We start from the raw sequence: 20164 nt of genomic DNA, 5'->3' as shown, positions 1-20164 counted from the left end.
AGGGGGTCCCTTTTGCGCGCCGATCGGGGGTCCCGTTTGGACGCCGATTGACACGCCACGACATATCAGAGCGACCAAGCGAAATGCGACGCGGCCCAAGGGACGCCGAATCAAAAAGAAGCATGTGGATTTATCGAGCGAGCCATCACATCGGCTCTACGGTCGAAGAAGGGCGATCAAGGCAGCAAGCGGCGAGGCAGCTGGGAGTAGCAGCGACGAGGCAACAAGCTGAACCCGCTTAAACATTTAATAGATGTGGGGCCGAATGTGGGGCTGCAAAACAGCCGCCAGCTTTTTTCCTATTTATTTCAACTTCTTATAGCAAGGTGATGGCGGAGACGGAGGGATTCGAACCCTCGGTAGCCCCTTAAGGCTACGACGGTTTAGCAAACCGCTGGTTTCAGCCACTCACCCACGTCTCCGCGCAAATTTGCCCGCTTGTCGCCAAGCGGGCAGTGGCTAGGTCCGGGGCTATAGCGGGGCCTTTGCGGCATGGCAACGGGCAGCGCGGCGATTTTTCTCGGCCCTTCGCGGCCCCGAAGACTCGGTCCAGCGTGGAATCGACTCGCATGGCCGTTCATTCATTGCCGTTTCAGCTTGGCAGCCGATAATCGGGCGCTTATTGATTTTTCGAGCGGGTTGCGGGGAGTGTAAGGGCATGGACGGGATTGTCGATCGGCTGGGCCGGCGCATGGCGCGCGCGGTCGTGCTCGCGGCGGGGCTGGTGGGCCTTGCCGTCACCCCCGTGGCGGCGCAGGCGCAGGTGCGCACCATCGATCCCAACACCGCGATCGACGCCGATCTCGCCCCGCCGCCGCCAGCCCGCAGCGCGCCGACCGATCCCGGCGTCGACCCCAGCGTCCCCACCGACAGCAGCGTCGCGGGCACGAGCCGGGAGGACAGCGCCGTCACCACCGACGGCACTACCGCCACCGGCGCGCCCGTCACCGCCAGCAGCCCGCCCGCCGCCATCGCGCCCGGCGACAGCTACCAGCAGGACGACCTCATCGGCGCGGCCGAAGGCGTGTTTGGCAAGGGCGCGGAGGGGCTCGCCGGCCTGATCGAGAAGGTGCTGAAGGACCAGGGCCGCCCCAACGCTTATATCGCCGGACGCGAAGCCTCGGGGGCGTTCGTCGTCGGCCTGCGCTACGGCTCGGGCACGCTCAACCACAAGGTGGAGGGCAAGCGCGAAGTCTATTGGACCGGCCCGTCGATCGGCTTCGACGTCGGCGGCAATGCGGCCAACACCTTCGTCCTCGTCTATAATCTCTACGACACGCAGGATCTCTACCACCGCTTTCCCGCGGCGGAGGGCACCGCCTATCTCGTCGGTGGCTTCACCGCCTCCTATCTGCGCTGGGGCAATGTGGTGCTGATCCCCATCCGGCTCGGCGTGGGCTATCGGCTCGGCGTCAACGCGGGCTATATGAAGTTCTCCGAAAAGCGGAACTGGCTGCCCTTCTGATCCTCCCCGGAACGAAGGCTAGAGACCGAGCGCCAACTGCGCGCCCGGCTCGCCCGCGTCCTCCTCCCCCTCCAGATTATGCATGCCCAGCCCCAGCAGCCGCGCCCCCATCCGCAGCGGCAGCTGCGCCAGCAGCAACTCGCGCCCCACCTGCGCCAGCAGTTCACGCGACCGCACCGGCGCGGCGAAGCTGCGCGATCGCGTGATGATGCGGAAATCGGCGAACTTCACCTTCAGCACCACCGTTCGCCCCCAGGCATCGGCCTTCTCGATCCGTCCCCAGAGATTGTCGGCGATCCGGTCGAGCTGTTCCACCAGCGCGGCTTCCTCGGTCAGGTCATCGAGGAAGGTGTCCTCCACGCTCACCGACTTGCGCCCCTCGCGCTCGCGCACCGGCCGGTCGTCCTGGCCCCGCGCCGCGCGATAATAATAGTGCGCCGCACTGCCGAAATGCGCCGACAGGAAGGCCATGTCGCGCGCGCGCAGGTCCGCCCCGGTCTCGATCCCCAGCGCCTGCATCCGTTTCGCCGTCACCGGCCCCACGCCATGGATGCGCCGGACGGGCATCGCCGCGATGAAATCCGCCCCCTCCTGCGGCCGCACGACGCAGATGCCGTCGGGCTTGTTCTGGTCCGACGCGAGTTTCGCGATCAGCTTGTTGTAGGAGACGCCGGCCGACGCGGTGAGGCCGGTCTCCGCGCGGATCATCGCCCGGATCTGCCGCGCCACCTCCGTGGCCGAAGCGATGCCGGGCTTGTTCACCGTCACGTCCAGATAGGCTTCGTCGAGCGACAAGGGCTGGACGATGTCGGTAAAGCGGCCGAAAATCTCCCGCACCTGCCCCGACACCGCGCGATACACCTCGAATCGCGGCCGCACGAAGATGAGGTCCGGGCACAGTCGCCGCGCCCGCCCGCCCGGCATCGCCGAGCGCACGCCGAACCTGCGCGCTTCATAGCTGCACGTCGCCACCACCCCGCGCGGCCCGCCCCCGCCCACCGCGATCGGCAACCCGCGCAACGAAGGATCGTCGCGCTGCTCGACCGACGCGTAGAAGGCGTCCATGTCGATATGGATGATCTTGCGCAGAGGCGGCGAGTCCATGCCCGCCGCTATGCCACGCTCTGGAACGAAAGGGAAACGAAGGCCGCGGCTGTCCGACCTTCCCCGATGAGAATATAAAGCCTTGGCGCGCAGCGGGCGGGGGTGGCGGGCAGTTCATGGCCGCATTCATTAAGTCCGGGCGCGCAAGGCGGCATTTTCCGCTTTGAGAGCGGCGACTTGCGCCTCAAGTCTCGCAATGGCCGTGCCGACGTCGGTCGCATCGACCTTGCGGGGTATGTGCTGCGGGCAATTGACGTCCCATGCCAGCACGGTGAACAGGATCGCCTGCTCCGGCCGTGCGGGATAATCTTCGGGCATCAGCCGATCGACCAGCGCCTGATCGTCGGTAACCACCCGCGCGCGTCCCCACAGCTTGATGCGGCGCCGGTTGGCATAGTCCATCAGGAACAGGAAGGCCTTGTCGTTTTCGGCAAGGTTGCCGCTGGTCAGATACTGCCGATTGCCGGTGAAATCCGCAAAGCCGAGCGTCTGCTCATCGAGCACCCGGATGAACCCGGGAGGGCCGCCACGATGCTGGGCATAGGGCTGCCCTTCGGCCGTGGCCGTCGCCAGATAGGCGGTATCGATCCCGGCCAGGAAATCCGTCAGATCGGAGGTGATCTTGGTACGGAACCCGCCGCGCTGTTCGATCCGGGCGTAGCTGTCGCGCGATCCGCGCGCGGCCTGAAGCGCTTTCACCGTTGGCGTGAAGGCAATGTCGCTGGAAAATGTCATGCCATGCGTCCCCTGAAACTATGTCGCGGAAAGCCGCGAGCGCCCGCCGAAGCCGGCGCCGCCACCGTGCCGGTCAGGCCGCCTGGCGGGCGTCCACCACCGGAAAGTCGATGTCGGTCTGAAAGACATTGTTGAACATGTTGGTCCAGATGTTCAGCGCCACATGCTGGACGATCTCGATAATCTGGGCGTCGGTATAGCCGGCCTGCTTCACCGCAGCGAAATCCGCGTCGCTGACATGCCCGCGTGACCGCGCCACGTTGGCGGCAAAGCGTATGGCGGCGTCGGCCTTGGGATCGTTCGACGCGCCGCTCCTATTGGCGGCGATCTCGGCATCGTCCAGCTTGGCAAGGGTCTTGCCGAGATAGGTGTGGGCCGAGAGGCAATAGGCGCAGCCGTTGATCTCGGCGATCGCCAATGCGATGCGCTCGCGGGTTTGCGCCGGTAGGGCGCCCTTGCCGAGCGCGCCCGACAGAGCGAGATAGCCTTCGAGCGCCTGCGGGCTGGCAGCGACGAGGCGGAACAGGTTCGGCGCGGAGCCGAGTTGGCTGACCACCGTTTCGAGTAGCGGTCGAGACGCGGCAGGGGCGTCGGCGATCGTGGCGGGCTGGGAAATGCGGGGCATGAGGTCAGATCCTTGTGCGTGCGTTCACGGCCGGGTGTCGGCCGCGGACAAAGAGCTAGTTCCTTCCTGAATTTCTGAGTATCCAGCATTTCGGAGAATGTCTCTTCCGAAAAGTGGAAGCCTCAATGGATCGATTTGAAGCCATGAGAACGCTCGTCGCGGCGATCGACGGGGGCAGCCTTTCGGCTGCCTCGCGCAAGCTCGGCATCCCGCTGCCCACGGTGAGCCGGCGGGTTGCCGACCTTGAAACCCATCTGCGCGTCCAGCTTGTCGTGCGGACCAGCCGCAAGCTACTGCTGACCGAGGCGGGTCGGTCCTATGTCGCTTCCTGCCGGCAGATCCTCGACGAGTTGGATGACGCGGAGCGCCTTGCCACGGGCGAGTATCGGACCCCGCGTGGACAGCTGACCATTACGGCGCCTGTCATGTTCGGCCGGATACATGTCGAGCCTGTCATCCTGGAATTTCTCAAGGCCTATCCCGACATAGCGATCCAGCTGACGCTGGCGGACTATGTCGTCGACATAGTTGAGAACCGCATAGACCTGGCCGTGCGGATCGGAAGCCTTCCCGACAGCGGGCTGATAGTGACGCGACTGGGTTCGATAGGCTGGATCACCTGCGCCAGCCCGGCCTATCTCGCCGCGCGCGGGGTTCCTGAATCACCGCGCCATCTCTCCGCGCACGACTGTATCGGATTTGAACGCCTTCATGCCGACAGCATCTGGACATTCGACGGCGTGGATGGCCCGCAGCAGGTTGCAGTTTCGCCGCGCTTTTCCGTCAATACGGCAGACGGCGCGATCGATGCAGCGCTGGCAGGCGCCGGCATAATCCGGGTCTTATCCTATCAGGTGGCCGCCGCCGTCGCCGGGGGCTTGCTGGTAAAGGTGCTGGAGCCGTTCGACACCCCGCCGTTGCCGGTGCAGATGGTCTACCATGGCCAGAGAGTCATGCCGCTCAAGCTGAGGGCTTTCCTCGATTTTGCCGTCCCGCGACTGAAGGCAAGGCTGGAGCGATAGCCGGCCCGCGCCGTTCCGCCCGATCACCCCTCGGCTTCAGGATCGGCCTCAATCTGGTCCCGCCGTCACCGACAGACTTGTCCGCTCCGTTTGAATTCGCTTGTCCTGCACCCATGGTCACGTAAACTGCGCCGCGCACAGGGGGACTTTATGGGCATATTGGATTTTCTCTCGAAGCAGTTCGTCGATGTCATCGATTGGGTCGAGGAGCCCGGCCAACTCGGCTGGCGGGTGCCGCTCGCCGATCGCGAGATCCAGAATGGCGCGCAGCTGACGGTGCGCGAGGGGCAGATCGCCGCTTTCTTCAATGAAGGGCGCATCGCCGACATGTTCGGCCCCGGCCTCTACACGCTCGACACCGCCACGCTGCCGCTGCTCACCGCGCTCATGAACTGGGACAAGGCGTTCAAGTCGCCGTTCAAGTCGGACGTCTATTTCTTCTCGGAAAAGGAACAGATCGGCCTCAAATGGGGCACGGCGCAGCCGGTGACGCTGCGCGATCCCGAACTCGGCCCGCTGCGCGTCCGCGCCTTTGGCAGCTACAGCTTCCGCATCAGGGAGGTTGCGCCCTTCGCCTCCCGCATCATGGGAACGCTGGGCGAAGTCAAGGTGACGGATGTCGAGCCGCAGCTGCGCGCCGCGATCCAGACCGCGCTGGCGACTGGCGTCGCGGGCGGCGGCACCCCCTTCCTGGACCTTGCCGCCAGCCAGAGCGCACTGTCCGACGCGCTCAAGGCGGCGGTCGCGCCCGCCTTCGCTTTATGGGGCCTGTCGGTGGAGAGCTTCTTCGTCGAAAGCCTGTCGCTGCCCGAAGAGGTCCAGAAGCATCTCGACAAGGCAAGCTCCATGCGCGTGCTCGGCGATCTCGATCGCTACGCCAAGTTCCAGGCCGCCGAAGCGATCGAGACGGCGGCGGCGCAGTCGGGCGGTGTTGCGGGCATCGGCGCGGGCGCGGCGGCGGGTCTCGCCATCGGGCAGACCATGGCCGGCGCGCTCGGCGGGGCGGCGAGCGCGCCGGCCGCCCCGGCGGAGGACGCCTTCGCGCTCATTGAAAAGCTGCACAAGCTGCTGGAAATGGGCGCTCTCACCCAGGCGGAGTTTGACGCGAAGAAGGCGGAACTGCTCGGCCGCATCCGCTGATCCGCTCATGCAGTCGGTCGCCTGCCCCAATTGCGGCGCGGAGGTCAGCTTCCGCTCGCCGGCGCTGCCTGTCCGGGTATGCGACCATTGCCGCACGCTGGTCGTGCGCTACAGCCAGAGCGCGCAGGCGATGGGGGAGGCCGCCGTGCTGCCCTTCGACGTCAGCCCGATCCAGATCGGCACGCAGGGGCAATGCTTCGACCAGGGCTTTACCGTCATCGGTCGCGTCCGCTGGGCCTGGGACGATGGCGCGTGGAACGAATGGCTGATGCTGCTGGACGATGGCAGCCACGCCTGGATGGGCGAGGCGATGGGCCAGTTCATGGCGCTGCGGGAGGTCGAATTGGACACGGCGCCGCTCATCTGGGGGCTGTTGAATGGCGGCGAAGCCGTTCCCGGTCAAAGCGGCAGCATCGCCGGCCATGCCTATGAAGTCGCCGATGTGCGCACGGTACGCTGCATCGGCTGCGAAGGCGAACTGCCCTTCACCGCGCCTGCCGGCTGGGAAGCGCTGAGCGTCGATTTCCGCAACGCGGATGGCCGCTCCGCATCCTTTCAGAAGGATCGCCACGGCCCCTCGCTCTATGTCGGCCATTATGTGACCCTGGCGTCGCTCACCCCGCGCAACCTGCGGTCCCTGCCCGGCTGGAGCCTGCACCCGCATGTCGCCTGACGACAGCTGCGTCAGGACGCTGGCCTGCCCGGCGTGCGGCGGGACGATCGCGATGCGCGCGGCGGGCTACACCGTGACGCTGGCCTGCGAATATTGCGGCACGCTGATCGACGCCACCAATCCCGACGCGCGGATCATCACCCGCTATCATGAGCTTCAGGCCTTCCTTGCGATCCCGCTCGGCATGCGCGGCACGCTGCGCGGGGTCGAATGGGAAGTGGTCGGCTGGATGCAGCGGGCGGACGGATGGGCGACGTGGGAGGAATATCTCCTCTTCAACCCCTATGCCGGCTATCGCTGGCTGATCGCGCAGAACGGGCATTGGAGCTTCGGCACGATGCTGACCGCCGCGCCCCGGCTCGACGGCGCGGACGCGATCGTCGCGGGGCGGCGCTTCACCGTCTTCTACGGCGGCAACAGCGCGCGCGTCCTGCGCGTGGCCGGCGAATTCTACTGGCGGGTGAAGATTGGCGAGACGGTGCGCGCCACCGACTATGTCCGCCCCGGCGCGATGCTCAGCCTGGAACAGAATGACCGGGAAAGAAGCTGGACGCTGAACGAATGGCTGAGCGGCAAGGAGATACGCGCCGCCTTCGACGTGCCGCCGCCGCCGGCCTGGCTTCCGGGCATGACGCCGCTGGCGCATCAGCCGTCCCCCTTCGCCCGGCGCATCAAGGGCTGGTGGCCGATCGGCGCCGTCGCTTTCGTTGCTTTGCTGCTGATGTTGTCGCTGTTCGGCGCCACCATGCAGCCGCAGCGCTTCAGCCTGTCGGTCACGCCGGACGGTCCCTCCGTATCGCAGACCTTCGGCCCGATCGTCCTGCCGCTCGCGCGGCAGGCGATGACGGTGGAGGCGCATACGCCGGGCGTCGAGCAGGGCTGGGTCGATGTCGATGTGTCCTTCGTCAATCGCAAGACGCAGGACAGGTATGACGCCTACGCCCTCAACGAACATTATTCGGGTCAGGATTCGGACGGCTACTGGTCCGAGGGCGATCGGTCGCAGACGCTGAAGGTCGCGAGCCTGCCCGCCGGCACCTATGACCTTGTCGTCGACGCGCAGGCGCATCATTGGGGCAGTTCCGGCAGTTTCGCCTATGATCCGTCGAGCGGCACCTACAAAAGCGACGGACTGCCCCCCGTCGAGGTCGTCCTGACCGTAGCGCGGGGCGCGCGCTTCCTGTCCAACTTCTGGCTCGCGACGCTGATGATCCTGGCGCCCCCGCTGCTCATGCTGCTGTTCCACATCCTCTTTGAAAATGCCCGCCTTGCGCAAAAGGACGGCGCGCCGGCCGATGCCGATGACTGGTGGCAGGGGATGCAATCGCCATGAGCCGCGGCAGCTTCCTCTATGCGCTCTGGTGCCTGGGCGTGCTCGGCCTCTACCTCGCCGCGGCATCGCAGGGCTATTCCCCCTTCGCCGACGGCGGGCGGACAACGGGAGCCGCCCGCGCTTATGGTCCCACGCATAAATAGGAGACGTCGATGGTCACCTCGCTTCCCATCCTGCTCAATTCGCTGCTCTATGCCGGGGTCGGCATTGCCGTCTTCGTCGTCGGCTTCATCATCCTTGATCTGCTGACGCCCGGCAAATTGTGGGAGGAGATACGCGACAAGCAGAATGTCGCTGTTGCCCAGTTCGCGGGCGCGATCGCCATTGCTCTGGGCATCATCGTCGCCGCCGCCATTCATGGCTGATACGCCGCCGGCCCCGCAGGTCGGTTTGGCCGAGCGCAGGCGCACCGCGCTGGTCGGGCTGCTGCTGGCCAGCGTCTTTGCGGTTGCGACCTGCGGCCTCATCTACGAACTGCTCGCCGGTACCATCGCCAGCTATCTGCTGGGCGACAGCGTCACCCAATTCTCGACCATCATCGGCACCTATCTGTTCGCCATGGGCGTGGGCAGCTGGTGCTCGCGCTATGTGAAGCGCAACGAACTGCGCCTGTTCATCCGGGTCGAGATACTGGTCGCCCTGCTCGGCGGCTGGTCGGCGGCTGGGCTGTTCCTGCTGTTCCCGCTGGTGGAGCAGTTCCGGCCGATCCTCTACGGCCTCGTCTTCGTCATCGGCTTCCTTGTGGGGCTCGAAATCCCGCTGCTGATGCGCATCCTGCGCGATCGCTTCGACTTCAGCGAGACTGTGTCGAATGTCCTCACCTTCGACTATGTCGGCGCGCTGGCGGCGTCGCTGCTGTTTCCGTTGCTGCTGGTGCCGCATCTGGGGCTGATCCGCACCGGGCTGATGTTCGGCCTGCTCAATGTCGGCGTGGCGCTGCTCCTGCTCCTCCTAGTGCCCGCCCGCGCCAGCCTGATGCGCGAACGCATCCTGGCGCTCGTCGTCGCGGCCAGCCTGATCGCGGGCTTCCTGCTGGCCGACCGCATCCAGCGCTGGTCGGAAATCGCCGCCTATGGGGAGCGCGTCATCTATGCCACCTCCAGCCCCTATCAGCGGCTGGTGCTGACCCGCCATGACGACGACATCCGCCTCTATCTCAACGGCAATCTGCAATTCTCCTCGCGCGACGAATATCGCTATCATGACGCGCTGGTGCATCCGGCTATGGGCCGGGTGGCCCGCCCGGCGCATGTGCTGATCCTGGGCGGCGGCGACGGGCTCGCCGCGCGCGAAGTGTTCCGCCACCGCGAGGTGCGCAGCGTCACTCTGGTCGATCTCGACCCCGCCATGACCGGCCTGTTCAGCCGCACCAGCCTGCTGCGCGCGCTCAACGGCGGCGCGCTGACCGATCGGCGGATGCACGTCGTCAATGCCGACGCCTTTCGCTGGGTGCGGGAAACGAAGGCGCGGTTCGACGTCATCATCGTCGATTTCCCCGACCCGGTCGATTTTTCGGTGGGCAAGCTCTACACCGAGACCTTCTACCGGATGCTGCGCCCGCGTCTCGCGCCCGGCGGCATGGCGGTGATCCAGAGCACGTCGCCGCTGATCGCGCCCGCCGCCTTTTGGACCGTGGCGCAGACGCTGGAATCGGCCGGTTTCCAGACCCGTCCCTATCATGTCTATGTGCCGAGCTTCGGCGAATGGGGCTTCATCCTCGCCGGGCTGAGCGATCCCGGCGTTGCAACCCGGCTGCTGCCCGACAACCGCTTCCTGTCGGACGCGACCGCGCGACAGGCGCTGATCTTCCCGCCCGACATGGCGCGCCGCCCGGTGCCGGTGAACCGGCTCGACAATCAGGCGCTGGTGCGCAGCTTCGCCGAGGAATGGGCGCGCTATGAAGGCTGACCGGCGCGCCGTGCTCAAGGGCGGGGCGGCGGCGGCGACCGCTTTGGCCCTGCCGGGCTGCGAAGCGCCGGTCTCCGGCGGCAGCGGCGGCGCGAACATGGCCCTCGGCCATCGGTTGCGCGACGGCGCTTTCCCCGATCCGGTCCAGGAGGCGCATGTCCCTCTGCTGATCGCCGGCGGCGGGGTCGCGGGCCTTGCCGCCGGCTGGCGCCTGCGCGAAGCGGGGTTCGACGATTTCCTGCTGATCGAACTGGAAGGCCAGCCCGGCGGCAATGCCCGCTGCGGCCGCAACGGCGTTTCGGCCTATCCGCTGGGCGCCCATTATCTCCCCATCCCCAATCGGGAAGCGCGGGGCCTGCGCCATATGCTGCGCCAGTTCGGCATGATCGTGGGGGATCGCGACGGCCACCCGATCTACGACCCGCTTCAGCTTTGCGCCGACCTTCAGGAGCGGCTGCTGTGGCAGGGCAAATGGCAGGAAGGACTGGTACCGAAAACCGGCCTTACGCCAAAGGACAGGGCCGATCTCGCCGCCTTCGACCGCGCCATGGCCGATTTCTCCCGCCGCCGGGACGCGCAGGGCCGCCCCGCCTTCGCCATACCGATCGCCTACAGCGCGCAGGACGGCGATCTGCTGGCGCTCGACCGGATCAGCTTCGCGCACTGGCTCGACGCGCAAGGCTGGACCTCGCCGGTGCTGCGCGCCCATGTCCGCTACGCCTGCCGCGACGATTATGGCGCGGAGCCAGCCGACCTGTCCGCCTGGGCCGGCGTCCATTATTTCGCCAGCCGGCGCGGCTTCACCGCCGATGGCGCGGGCGACAATGACCTCACCTGGCCCGAAGGCAATGGCCGCCTGACCCGGCTGATGGCCGACCGGCTGGGAAGCCGCGTCGTGACCGGGCAGATCGCCTTCCGCGCCCGCACCGACGGCAAGGACGCGATCGTCGATGTGTTTGACGCCGCGCGGGGGACCAGCATCCGCTACCGCGCCGACGCCGTCATCCTCGCCATGCCGCACTTCATCGCCAGCCGCCTGCTGGGCGAAAAGCCCGATCCCGCCTTCAGCTACGCCCCCTGGCTCGTCGCCAACATCACCGTCGATCGCGCGCCGGCGGGCAAGGGGAGCGCGCTGGCATGGGACAATGTCTCGGCCACCAGCGCCTCGCTCGGCTATGTCGTCGCCACCCACCAGAGCGCCTCGCGCGAAGGCCCCACCGTCCTCACCTGGTACATGGCGCTGTCCGACATGCCGCCCGCCGCCGCGCGCCGCCTTCTGGTCGAGCGCACCGACGCCGACTGGCGGCGGCTGGTGCGCGACGATCTCCTCGAAATGAACCCCGATCTCGCCGGCGCGATCCGGTCGATCGACCTGTGGAAATGGGGCCATGCCATGATCCGGCCGACGCCCGGCTTTCTGTGGCAGGTCGCACCGGCTGAGCGGGCGGCGATCCGGCCGCCCTTCTTCCGCGCCCATTCGGACATGAGCGGCCTGTCCCTGTTCGAGGAAGCCCATTATCAGGGCATGACCGCCGCCGAAGCCGCGCTGTCCTCGCTCGGCCATGCGCATGAGACTTTCCTATGATCCCACCCTCCACCTATGACGGCCGGCACCTGCTGGCGGACTTCTACGGATGCCCGGTGCTGAACGATCCGGCGCTGATAGAAGCCGCCCTGCGCAGCGCGGCGGAAAGGGCAGGGGCGAGTGTGATCGGCCTTCACCTCCATCATTTCGGCGAAGGGCAGGGGGTCACCGGCGTCGTCCTGCTCGCCGAATCCCATATGTCGATCCACACATGGCCCGAACATGGCTATGCCGCCGCCGATATTTTCCTGTGCGGCGCGCGCCATGATCCAGCGGCGGCTCTGGCATCTTTGACCGAGCATTTGACCCCCGAACGGACGGTCACGAAGGAGGTCAAAAGAGGGGTCTAGGCGCCACCGTCGCTCGGTTCATCGACGGACGGGTTTACACCGACACCTGGGTAATGCTGGCCAATGGAGGCTGAAACGCGATATGCGGCGAGCATGACCGATCCGACCGAAGACCAGCTCGCCGCGCTCGGGACTGCGTTTGAAGCCTTCGCGCGACGATATAAGCTCGCCGCCGCCATGCGCACCGAGCGCCCGCTTGCCGAGTTGGACAAGGCGGTGCTGCTCTATGTCGCGGACCATGCCGGTTGCGGCCCGACCGATGTCGCCCGCTTCCTTGACGTACCCACCACCACCTTGTCCTCGGCGACCGACCGGCTCGTGCGGCGCGGCTTCCTCAGGCGCGACCGTATCGAGGCCGATCGGCGCGCCGTGGCGCTCACCCTGACCGAAGCCGGCGCGGCTTATGCGCAGGCACAGGTTGAGGCCTACCGGCAGATGTATATGCTGATGCTGTTACGGCTGTCCCCCGAGGAACGGGATCGGTTCATCGCAATGATTACCAAGATCGTCTATAACGATGGTTGAATAGTCCGAACTTCGTCATATCTCATGCCACGCTGAAGGAGCGGTGTCGCACCAGCACGAGGAGCGCAGTCATGGCGTTATGGGTGAACGGCACGGAGGTTTCCGTGCCTGACGATGCAAGAGTGTCGCTGCTCGACCTGTTGCGCGAGCATCTCCACCTCACCGGCACGAAGAAGGGGTGCGATCAGGGTGCTTGCGGCGCCTGCACGGTTCTGCTCGACGGCAACCGCGTCCTGTCTTGCCTGACGCTGGCGGCACAGGCGGACGGCGGCGAGGTGCGGACGATCGAAGGCCTCGCTGGCGAAGGCGGCGATCTTCACCTGTTGCAGCAGGCCTTCATCGCGCATGACGGGCTGCAATGCGGCTATTGCACCCCCGGCCAGATTTGCTCGGCGATCGCCATGGCGGAGGAACTGCGGCGCGGCGAGCCCAGCTATGTGACGCTCGATCTCGCCGCTGCGCCGGCCGTAACTCGGATGGAGATACGCGAACGCATGAGCGGCAATCTCTGCCGCTGCGGCGCGCATAACGGGATTGTCGAAGCGATCGAAGAGATGCTGGCGGAGACGGCGGCATGACGCCCTTGACCTATTTCCGCGCGGCGGATCGGGCCGACGCCCTTGCTCGCATCGAGAGTGGCGCACGGCTTCTGGGCGGCGGGACCAACCTCGTCGATCTTCTGCGCCAGAATGTCGAACAGGCGAGCGAACTGGTCGATGTCAGCCGTCTGGGCGGCGCCATCAGCGAAACCGATAGCGGCGGGCTGCTGATCGATGCGTCGGTCAGGAACGCCGCGCTCGCTGCCGATCCGCGCGTGCGCCGTCATTATCCGGTGCTTGCGCGCGCGCTGCTCGCCGGCGCGTCGGCGCAAATCCGCAATATGGCGACGGTCGGGGGCAATATTCTCCAGCGGACGCGCTGCCCCTATTTCTACGATGTCGATGGCGCACGCTGCAACAAGCGGCAGCCGGGCGCCGGCTGCGACGCGCTCGACGGCTTCAATCGCTATCATGCGATCCTGGGCGCGTCGGACCAATGCGTCGCGACCCACCCGTCCGATATGTGCGTGGCGCTCGCCATGCTCGATGCCGTGGTCCATCTCGCCGGTCCGGGCGGCGACCGATCGGTGCCGTTGACGGACTTTCATGTCCTGCCCGATGCGACGCCAGACGTGGAAACCGTGCTGAAGCCGGGCGAACTCATCACCGCCGTCGAACTGCCGCCGCCGTCGGCCGCAACCACGAACGCCGACTATCGCAAGGTCCGCGATCGCTCCAGCTACGCTTTCGCGCTGATCTCCGTTGCCGGCGGCCTGGCGCTCGCTGACGGGCGCGTCACGCAAGTCCGCATTGCGCTGGGTGGGCTCGCCGCCAGGCCCTGGCGGGCGACCAGGGCAGAGGCGGCGCTGGTCGGCGCCGCGCCGACGCCTGACGCATGTCTTGCCGCGATCCGCGAGGAACTGGCCGGCGCCCGGCCATTATCGGGCAATGGCTTCAAGATCGATCTGGTGGAACGAACGACGGTCGCTGTCCTGACCGCCCTTGCAGGAGCGCACCCATGAGCAAGCTGCAAAATGTCATCGTCGGCGGCGTGCGCGCCGTCATCGGCCATGTGCCGGCAAGCTGGTTGCCCGGCGGCACGCCCGATCCCCTGATCGACAAGCGCGTGTCGCTCGGCGAGCAACAGTCACGGATCGACGGACCCGACAAGGTCCGGGGCAAGGCGCGGTTCGCCGCCGAAGTGCCGATGGAGAAGCTCCTCTACGCCGCCTTCGTCCATTCCACGATCGCGCGGGGCCGCATCGCCGATATCGATGTATCGGCAGCCGAGGCGGCGCCGGGCGTCGCGCTGGTCATGACCTATCGCAACGCGCCCAAAATGAGCGTTCCGCCGCCGATCGGCATGACCAACCTCAAGGCCGCCGGCAATCACACATTGCCGATCATGCAGGATGCCGAAATACGCTGGAACGGGCAGGTCGTGGCGGTGGTGCTGGCCGACACGCGCGAGCAGGCCGACCATGCGGCCACCCTGATCCGGGTGCGCTATGACGCTGCGCCGGCGCGCACGCGGTTCGGGGAAGGCAAGGCCAGCGCCTATACGCCCGAATCGATCCTCGTCGAACGCAATCGTCTGGAAAAGGGCGACGCGAGCAAGAAGCTCGCGCAGGCCGCGTTCAAGATCGACGCCGTCTACACGACGCCCTGGGAGAATCACAATCCGATCGAGCCCCACGCCGCGACGATCGTCTGGCGCGACGGCAGGCTGATCGTTCACGACGCGACCCAGATGATCCACGGCACCGCCGGCTCGCTCGCGAAAATATTCGGACTGAAGCCGGACGATGTCGAGCTAAGCTCGCCCTATGTGGGCGGAGGCTTCGGTGCGAAGGGCCTGTGGGACCACCAGATTCTCGGCGCGGCCGCTGCAAAGCTCGCCAATCGCCCGGTGCGCGTAGCGCTGTCCCGCGCCAGCATGCACCGGCTGATCGGCGGACGCACCCAGACTGAGCAGCGGGTAGCGCTGGCCGCAGATGCCGACGGCAAGCTCAAGGCGCTGCTGCATCATGGCTATGGCGTCAAGCCGCTGCACAGCATCAGCGACGAAGGCTTCACCCTCACCGGCCGCTCGCTCTACGCATCCGAGAGCTTCGACATCGTCCAGCATTATGTCGATCTCGACCTGCTGGCGAACAGCTTCATGCGCGCGCCCGGGGAGGCGCCAGGCACTTTCGCCATCGAATGTGCGATGGACGAACTGGCGCATGCGCTTGGCATGGACCCCATCGAACTGCGCCGGCGCAACGTCGCGACCTGCGATCCGGTCAGCGGCGCGCCGCATTCGCAGAGCGCGATAATGAAGGCCTATGACCTCGGCGCGGCGCGCATCGGCTGGGACCGGCGCATCGCGCAGCCGGGGATGCGGCGCGAAGGCGAGTGGCTGATCGGCATGGGCTGCGCCACCGGCACCTTTCCGTTCATGCGTATGCCCGGCACGTCCGTGCGCATCACCATCGACGCCGATGGCATCGCGCATGTCGCCAGCGCCGCGCACGAGATGGGCATGGGCACGGCAACGGTGCAGCGGCAGCACGCCGCCGATCGCCTGGGCCTGCCGCTCGATCGCGTCACCGTGACGATCGGGGATTCAAGCCTGCCCTTCGCGAGCTTTGCCGGCGGGTCGTCGCAGACCGCGTCCCTGGCCGCGGCGATCAGCGCGGCGACCGGCAAGCTGGTGACAGACTTGCTGCGGCTGGCGGGCAACGACACGCCGCTCGCAGGCCTCAAGCCCAGCGAGGTCGAGTTCGCAGACGGCGGCCTTCGCAGCGTCGAAGATCCCGCCCGCCAGGAAAGCCTCGTCTCCATCCTGCGCCGTTCCGGCCGGGGCGAGGTGAGCGTGATCGGCGAAAGCGGCGCGCCGCTCGAGATCATGAAATATGCGATGCACAGCACGTCGGCCAACTTCTGCGAACTGCGCGTCAGCGCGGTCACGGGCGAAATCCGCGTCGATCGCCTCGTCGGCGCCTTCGACTGCGGCCGCATCCTCAATGCCAAGACCGCGACCAGCCAGTTCAAGGGCGGCATGATTATGGGCCTCGGCATGGCGCTGACCGAGGAAACGCTGCTTGACGAGCGGACCGGCCGCATCATGAGCACGTCACTCGCCGACTATCATGTGCCGGTGCATCTCGACGTGCCGGACATAGATGTGCTGTGGACCGACATCCCCGACCCCCGCACGCCGCTCGGCGCGCGCGGGATCGGCGAGATCGGAACAACGGGGGTAGCGGCCGCCATCGCCAACGCCGTCTTCAACGCAACCGGCAAGCGCGTGCGCGACCTGCCCCTAACGCTCGATCGCCTGATCTGATCTGTTGAAAGCGGTGTCGTCAGCTACCGCATTCCTGCCGATGCAAGGCCATGGCGATGAGAGGCGTCGCCGGCTGAGCATTAGGCGAGAGCGCCACCTTGTGTGGCCGGATCAATTTGAAACCCGATATGCTGTCGAGGTGCCGGGTTATTCGGGCCTCGGCGGCCGGGCGGCGTAAGTTGACCGTCGCCGTCTGGTCGCAGCATTTTGACCAGCCCGGCGGCGCTCTGCGATACGTCAGACTGGAAGATGAAATCGCGAAACTCATATCGCTGAACTAGCGCCGAGGCATTCCGTCAACCGTCCGGCTGGTAACGGTCGTCGATGACCTTGCCGTGCAGCGCCGATGCGGGCGGGATCGGGTTGACGGGTGTGAGCGGCTCGCGCTCGGGGCTGGGCGCCCCCGTCGCATAGGCGGGGCGCATCCCGCCCATGGGGACGGTCATGACGGCGCTTGCCGGCGTGCCTGGGACAGCCGCGCCCGCCTCGGCGTCGCCGCCGCTTTCATCCCCCATGGCAAGGATGAAGAGGCCGAGCCCGAGCACGATCAGGATGAGCTTTTCCATGGCGTTGCGCCCCTTTCAGCAGGTCGATGGGACCATATTCTCATTATTGTAGATGCCGTTGTTCCCGCCGCCGAAATCGCGCTGGTCGCGCACCGTCATGGCCGCGACCGCGGTGATCTGGCCGTTCGGGATGAAAAGGCGGGCGATCAACGGCTGGTAATTGTAGGCGACCTCGACAAACATCAGCGCGCCGTCGTCCGGCGCGGTTGCCAGTTGCCCGCCCACGGTTATGCCGGTGAGGTTGGTGTCGCCCGCCCGGCCATAAGAGGATGGCCAGACCTTTGCGCCGCGGCATCGCTGCCACCGGATGCGGAAGCGGTTGGTGGGGTTGGGATTGGCGACCGGTTCCAGGCTGCTCAATATCACCCGGCCATGGGTATAGAGGTCCAGCCGCCCGCCTTGCAGCCCCGCGCCGGTCAGTAGGTCGTTGATCTGCGCTTCAGTGATCTGCTTGTTCGCCAGCACTGTGCCGGTGCCGATCCGCGCCGCATTGTCGGCGACATGCAGCGCCAGTTGGCTGACCCGCATCTTGGTCGTCACATAATTGGTGAGTTCCGCCCCAGTGAAGGCGACCATCGTCATGAGGGGCAGCGCCAGCCCGAATTCGACCACGGCAACCGCGCGCCGGTCCCGGCGCAGCGCCGCGATGGTCCGCCCCAACCGCCGCCTCATACGCAATGCCCCACCAGCGGCGCGCCATAGCTGCCCTGCTCGCCGAACGGCTGGTTCTCCAGCACGGTGCGGGCCTCCACCGTGACATTGGCCGGAAGCCCGATCAGCTTTGCGACCGGCAGCAGGCGCGGATAGGTGATCCGCACCGTATAGACGACATCGTCCTTCGCTCCGCCCTGGCCGTTGTCGCCGCCATCCTTGTCCCACACCGTGTTGCGGTTATTGTCCTGGAACGGCTCGTCATTGTCGCACAGGCCGTTGCCGTTGATATCCTGATAGGCTTCGGCCGTTTGCTGCGCCGCCTTGGTGAAGTCGCGGAAATAGCGGCGCGAGAAACTGACTGTCGCGTTCGACGCCAGGTTCATCACCCGCTGCCGCACCATATCGTCCAGCAGCCCCTGCTGCGCCTCCGCCTTGCCGCTTTCCAGCGTCGCGTCGCGCGCGCTCTTCTGCACCGCGCCCTGAAGCACCGACTGCATATAGAGGCTGTGGCCCAGATCCAGGAAGCCCAGCAGGGTGGTCACGAACAGCGTGGAAATCAGGCCGAACTCCACCAGCGTCGCCCCCGTCTGATCCGTGGCAAGACGGCGCATCCTCATCGCGTCAGCCTCAGCTGCGAAATTTCGTCGGCGATCTGCTGGAAGTTGGAGATCAATGTGGCGCTGTTGCTGGCGACATAGAAGCGGTTGGGGGAGGCGCAGGACTGGAGCAGCGCCTGCGCCGCGGAACTGACGCCCGTGCCGAACGACACGACCCAAAGGGTGATGTTCTTCGCCTTGATCGCCGAACAGATCGCCTTGGTGCGTTCGTTGACGACCGCCGTCAGCAATTCGTTGCTCGGCGCGGCATTGTTACGCGTCTGCCGCCTGTCCCACCAGCCGACGCCATGCGCGGTATAGCCCTGATTGTTGGTGACGGTGTCACCGTCGGTCATGAACACCATATGTCGCTCGATCTCGCCGCCCGCTTGGGTGAAGGCGTTTTCGGACGCGAACAGGCCCGTTGGCGAGAGTAACCGCGCGCCCCACAGCAGGCCGATGTCGTGATAGGTGTTGCCGTTGGGGTAGAGGCTGTTGACATAGCCCTCGAACGCATTGGCGCTCGTGTAGATTTTGAGCTTGGATGCTGCCGCTGGGCAAGCATAGGTATAGTTGCGGCTGAGGTCGCTGGTCGTCTTGACCTTCGCCGTCGTCCAATTGCCCGCGCTGTCATAGCGGCCCCATACCAGGTCGGGCAGCAACGGCCGCCACCGGGTCGCCTCGACCGTGGTCGGGACCATGTCGATATTCATGTCATGGGCGCTAGCCGGGATAGGGCTGAACTCGCCGGTCGGGTCGTCGTCATTGTTACGGTATGTCTGCCGCTCCTCGATGCAGCCGTCCCAGCCGATCGATGCATTCTGCCCATAAGGGCCGACCGGCGCTGTGATCGCCGCGTTCCAACTGCTGCCCCCGGCCTTGAGCGCCGATACGTTGAAGCTCAGCCGCTCATAGGACCATTCCTTGAACCCCGACGCATCGCTGCGCTGATAATTACGCTTGAGATAGCCGCTCAGGTAACGCCGCTGAATCTGGCATTTTCCGCCGGTCATCACTCCCTGGAAATTATAATAGCGGCCGTCCTGATTGGTGGACCAGGTTACGGTTCGCGTGTCGCCGCTGACCGTGCTCGCCTCATTATAGGGCGCGCTTTCAACGCCGGTCATATCGATCGTATCGGCCGGAACGGTGCAGCTCGTCCCGCCTGGCGCGCCGACATTGTCCCAGGCGCTCCAGTTCATGTTATAGGGCACCTGCTCGGTCGACACGACCTGCGCTTCGCCTTCCTTATAGCCATCCACATCGGTCCCGCCCGCATTCTTGGCCTTGCGCGACTGGTACTGCGCGGCGTCCACCATCCAGTCATTGTGCAACAGGCGTCCTACATTGACGTTGGACGAATAGGGCACGAAGCCGAAGCGCAGCTGGACGTTGTTGTTGCTGCTGGCGGTCGGGCTGCTGCCGCATTCGGCGGTCGTGTCGATCTTCGCCAGCGCCTCGTAGAAGCATTTGACCGCCTTCTTGAGGCCGTTGATCTTGGTATCGCTGTCGCCCGTATTGATCGACCCCATCGATCCGGTGGTGTCGAGCACGAACATCACATCGGTATTGGGAATCCGCATTTCCGCGTCGCAGGTGACGCTGATCCGCTTGGTCGACTGGCCGAACAGCACCATGACGGTCATCGGGATAGTGACCGCCGCTGTCCCGGTCACCTTGCCCCGGCTTTCGGTAAAGCTCTTGGAAAGCGCGCTCGATCCATAAGCGCCGTCGAGATAGTTGATGTTGAAAATGCCCTCGGCGGTCCGCCGCGCCTTGTCGGCATTGGCGTTCCACGCGCCGCCCGCCATCTGCTTGCGCCCCGCCAGCGCGCCGGCGTCGCAGGTATGCTGCAACCGCGTCTTGACGAGGTAGATGCGCGCCATGTCCACGCCGCCGCCGATGAACCCCAGCAGCGGGATGAACCCGGCCGCGACCAGCACAAGCACATTGCCCGCCTGGTTATCGCGCAGCCTCTTCAATAATCCCATGCAACGCCCCTCCTGAAGAAGC

21 protein-coding genes and 1 tRNA gene are annotated in these 20164 nt (G+C 66.0%); 14 read left to right on the top strand and 8 right to left on the bottom strand.

Annotated elements, in window-relative coordinates; translation table 11 throughout:
* Positions 1-330 precede the first annotated feature (330 nt).
* Positions 331-422: transfer RNA gene (locus tag V2B31_RS19895), tRNA-Ser, on the bottom strand.
* Between the two features lie 236 nt (positions 423-658).
* On the opposite strand from V2B31_RS19895, the gene V2B31_RS19890 reads away from it, so the two are divergent.
* Positions 659-1465 carry a DUF1134 domain-containing protein gene (locus V2B31_RS19890; RefSeq protein ID WP_328281935.1) on the top strand — a complete coding sequence of 269 codons (807 nt, stop codon included), beginning with the start codon at positions 659-661 and terminating at the stop codon, positions 1463-1465.
* Between the two features lie 18 nt (positions 1466-1483).
* Here V2B31_RS19890 and dinB read toward each other — a convergent pair whose 3' ends face one another.
* The 3 genes from dinB to V2B31_RS19875 form a co-directional block, all read right to left on the bottom strand.
* Positions 1484-2569 (bottom strand): DNA polymerase IV, encoded by a 1086-nt coding sequence (dinB, locus tag V2B31_RS19885; protein ID WP_328281933.1) that lies wholly within the window; start codon positions 2567-2569, stop codon positions 1484-1486.
* Between the two features lie 129 nt (positions 2570-2698).
* Positions 2699-3304: a pyridoxamine 5'-phosphate oxidase family protein gene (locus tag V2B31_RS19880; protein WP_328281931.1), complete on the bottom strand. Its 606-nt coding sequence runs from the start codon at positions 3302-3304 to the stop codon at positions 2699-2701.
* Between the two features lie 73 nt (positions 3305-3377).
* Entirely contained in the window at positions 3378-3929 is a 552-nt protein-coding gene (locus tag V2B31_RS19875) for a carboxymuconolactone decarboxylase family protein (RefSeq protein ID WP_328281929.1), read from the bottom strand.
* A 143-nt stretch (positions 3930-4072) separates the two neighbouring features.
* Between V2B31_RS19875 and V2B31_RS19870 the strand changes: the two genes are divergently transcribed.
* The 13 genes from V2B31_RS19870 to V2B31_RS19810 all read left to right on the top strand — a co-directional run bounded on the left by V2B31_RS19870 (position 4073) and on the right by V2B31_RS19810 (position 16335).
* A complete protein-coding gene (locus V2B31_RS19870) occupies positions 4073-4951 on the top strand; it encodes a LysR family transcriptional regulator (protein WP_328281927.1) in 879 nt (292 codons plus the stop codon).
* Positions 4952-5101: 150 nt separating this feature from the next.
* Positions 5102-6091, top strand: coding sequence for an SPFH domain-containing protein (locus V2B31_RS19865; protein ID WP_328281925.1), 990 nt, complete (start codon positions 5102-5104; stop codon positions 6089-6091).
* A gap of 7 nt (positions 6092-6098) precedes the next feature.
* Positions 6099-6764, top strand: coding sequence for a DUF4178 domain-containing protein (locus tag V2B31_RS19860; protein WP_328281924.1), 666 nt, complete (start codon positions 6099-6101; stop codon positions 6762-6764).
* On the top strand, positions 6754-8097 hold the full coding sequence (locus V2B31_RS19855) for a DUF4178 domain-containing protein (RefSeq protein WP_328281922.1): 1344 nt from the start codon (positions 6754-6756) through the stop codon (positions 8095-8097). The genes V2B31_RS19860 and V2B31_RS19855 overlap by 11 nt, the downstream gene beginning before the upstream one ends.
* Positions 8094-8240 carry a hypothetical protein gene (locus V2B31_RS19850; protein ID WP_328281920.1) on the top strand — a complete coding sequence of 49 codons (147 nt, stop codon included), beginning with the start codon at positions 8094-8096 and terminating at the stop codon, positions 8238-8240. The genes V2B31_RS19855 and V2B31_RS19850 overlap by 4 nt, the downstream gene beginning before the upstream one ends.
* A 9-nt stretch (positions 8241-8249) precedes the next feature.
* Positions 8250-8462 carry a DUF350 domain-containing protein gene (locus V2B31_RS19845; protein WP_328281918.1) on the top strand — a complete coding sequence of 71 codons (213 nt, stop codon included), beginning with the start codon at positions 8250-8252 and terminating at the stop codon, positions 8460-8462.
* Positions 8455-10005, top strand: coding sequence for a polyamine aminopropyltransferase (locus tag V2B31_RS19840; protein ID WP_328281917.1), 1551 nt, complete (start codon positions 8455-8457; stop codon positions 10003-10005). Before V2B31_RS19845 ends, V2B31_RS19840 begins: the two co-directional genes overlap by 8 nt.
* Positions 9995-11590, top strand: a complete 1596-nt coding sequence (locus V2B31_RS19835; RefSeq protein WP_328281916.1) for an NAD(P)-binding protein — start codon at positions 9995-9997, stop codon at positions 11588-11590. Before V2B31_RS19840 ends, V2B31_RS19835 begins: the two co-directional genes overlap by 11 nt.
* Positions 11587-11940, top strand: a complete 354-nt coding sequence (speD, locus tag V2B31_RS19830; protein WP_328281914.1) for an adenosylmethionine decarboxylase — start codon at positions 11587-11589, stop codon at positions 11938-11940. The genes V2B31_RS19835 and speD overlap by 4 nt, the downstream gene beginning before the upstream one ends.
* A gap of 93 nt (positions 11941-12033) precedes the next feature.
* Positions 12034-12465, top strand: a complete 432-nt coding sequence (locus V2B31_RS19825; protein ID WP_328281912.1) for a MarR family winged helix-turn-helix transcriptional regulator — start codon at positions 12034-12036, stop codon at positions 12463-12465.
* A gap of 71 nt (positions 12466-12536) precedes the next feature.
* Positions 12537-13043, top strand: a complete 507-nt coding sequence (locus V2B31_RS19820) for a 2Fe-2S iron-sulfur cluster-binding protein (RefSeq protein ID WP_328281910.1) — start codon at positions 12537-12539, stop codon at positions 13041-13043.
* Positions 13040-14026, top strand: coding sequence for an FAD binding domain-containing protein (locus V2B31_RS19815; protein WP_328281909.1), 987 nt, complete (start codon positions 13040-13042; stop codon positions 14024-14026). Before V2B31_RS19820 ends, V2B31_RS19815 begins: the two co-directional genes overlap by 4 nt.
* Entirely contained in the window at positions 14023-16335 is a 2313-nt protein-coding gene (locus tag V2B31_RS19810) for a xanthine dehydrogenase family protein molybdopterin-binding subunit (protein WP_328281907.1), read from the top strand. The genes V2B31_RS19815 and V2B31_RS19810 overlap by 4 nt, the downstream gene beginning before the upstream one ends.
* 296 nt (positions 16336-16631) lie before the next feature.
* On the opposite strand, the gene V2B31_RS19805 is transcribed toward V2B31_RS19810, so the two are convergent.
* From V2B31_RS19805 to V2B31_RS19790, 4 genes are read right to left on the bottom strand one after another with little or no spacing between them, the layout of a single operon-like run.
* Positions 16632-16901, bottom strand: a complete 270-nt coding sequence (locus V2B31_RS19805; RefSeq protein ID WP_328281905.1) for a hypothetical protein — start codon at positions 16899-16901, stop codon at positions 16632-16634.
* A 15-nt stretch (positions 16902-16916) separates the two neighbouring features.
* Positions 16917-17561, bottom strand: a complete 645-nt coding sequence (locus V2B31_RS19800; protein WP_328281903.1) for a TadE/TadG family type IV pilus assembly protein — start codon at positions 17559-17561, stop codon at positions 16917-16919.
* An 8-nt stretch (positions 17562-17569) separates the two neighbouring features.
* Entirely contained in the window at positions 17570-18172 is a 603-nt protein-coding gene (locus V2B31_RS19795; RefSeq protein ID WP_328281901.1) for a TadE/TadG family type IV pilus assembly protein, read from the bottom strand.
* Complete coding sequence (locus tag V2B31_RS19790) at positions 18169-20142, bottom strand: pilus assembly protein (RefSeq protein ID WP_328281899.1); 1974 nt, start codon at positions 20140-20142, stop codon at positions 18169-18171. Before V2B31_RS19790 ends, V2B31_RS19795 begins: the two co-directional genes overlap by 4 nt.
* Between the last annotated feature and the right edge of the window lie 22 nt (positions 20143-20164).

The sequence above is a fragment of the Sphingobium sp. genome (genome assembly GCF_036170395.1).
In the GTDB taxonomy this organism is placed as follows: Bacteria; Pseudomonadota; Alphaproteobacteria; order Sphingomonadales; family Sphingomonadaceae; genus Sphingobium.
This window is presented reverse-complemented; position numbering and strand designations above follow the sequence as displayed.

Bases quoted from the DNA above. Each gene is read 5' to 3' on its own strand.
- V2B31_RS19875 (WP_328281929.1), bottom strand. From the start codon at position 3,929: ATGCCCCGCATTTCCCAGCCCGCCACGATCGCCGACGCCCCTGCCGCG.
- V2B31_RS19790 (WP_328281899.1), bottom strand. From the start codon at position 20,142: ATGGGATTATTGAAGAGGCTGCGCGATAACCAGGCGGGCAATGTGCTT.
- dinB (WP_328281933.1), bottom strand. From the start codon at position 2,569: ATGGACTCGCCGCCTCTGCGCAAGATCATCCATATCGACATGGACGCC.
- V2B31_RS19850 (WP_328281920.1), top strand. From the start codon at position 8,094: ATGAGCCGCGGCAGCTTCCTCTATGCGCTCTGGTGCCTGGGCGTGCTC.
- V2B31_RS19815 (WP_328281909.1), top strand. From the start codon at position 13,040: ATGACGCCCTTGACCTATTTCCGCGCGGCGGATCGGGCCGACGCCCTT.
- V2B31_RS19795 (WP_328281901.1), bottom strand. From the start codon at position 18,172: ATGAGGATGCGCCGTCTTGCCACGGATCAGACGGGGGCGACGCTGGTG.
- V2B31_RS19835 (WP_328281916.1), top strand. From the start codon at position 9,995: ATGAAGGCTGACCGGCGCGCCGTGCTCAAGGGCGGGGCGGCGGCGGCG.
- V2B31_RS19880 (WP_328281931.1), bottom strand. From the start codon at position 3,304: ATGACATTTTCCAGCGACATTGCCTTCACGCCAACGGTGAAAGCGCTT.
- V2B31_RS19805 (WP_328281905.1), bottom strand. From the start codon at position 16,901: ATGGAAAAGCTCATCCTGATCGTGCTCGGGCTCGGCCTCTTCATCCTT.
- V2B31_RS19855 (WP_328281922.1), top strand. From the start codon at position 6,754: ATGTCGCCTGACGACAGCTGCGTCAGGACGCTGGCCTGCCCGGCGTGC.
- V2B31_RS19845 (WP_328281918.1), top strand. From the start codon at position 8,250: ATGGTCACCTCGCTTCCCATCCTGCTCAATTCGCTGCTCTATGCCGGG.
- V2B31_RS19890 (WP_328281935.1), top strand. From the start codon at position 659: ATGGACGGGATTGTCGATCGGCTGGGCCGGCGCATGGCGCGCGCGGTC.
- V2B31_RS19865 (WP_328281925.1), top strand. From the start codon at position 5,102: ATGGGCATATTGGATTTTCTCTCGAAGCAGTTCGTCGATGTCATCGAT.
- V2B31_RS19840 (WP_328281917.1), top strand. From the start codon at position 8,455: ATGGCTGATACGCCGCCGGCCCCGCAGGTCGGTTTGGCCGAGCGCAGG.
- speD (WP_328281914.1), top strand. From the start codon at position 11,587: ATGATCCCACCCTCCACCTATGACGGCCGGCACCTGCTGGCGGACTTC.
- V2B31_RS19825 (WP_328281912.1), top strand. From the start codon at position 12,034: ATGACCGATCCGACCGAAGACCAGCTCGCCGCGCTCGGGACTGCGTTT.
- V2B31_RS19810 (WP_328281907.1), top strand. From the start codon at position 14,023: ATGAGCAAGCTGCAAAATGTCATCGTCGGCGGCGTGCGCGCCGTCATC.
- V2B31_RS19870 (WP_328281927.1), top strand. From the start codon at position 4,073: ATGAGAACGCTCGTCGCGGCGATCGACGGGGGCAGCCTTTCGGCTGCC.
- V2B31_RS19820 (WP_328281910.1), top strand. From the start codon at position 12,537: ATGGCGTTATGGGTGAACGGCACGGAGGTTTCCGTGCCTGACGATGCA.
- V2B31_RS19860 (WP_328281924.1), top strand. From the start codon at position 6,099: ATGCAGTCGGTCGCCTGCCCCAATTGCGGCGCGGAGGTCAGCTTCCGC.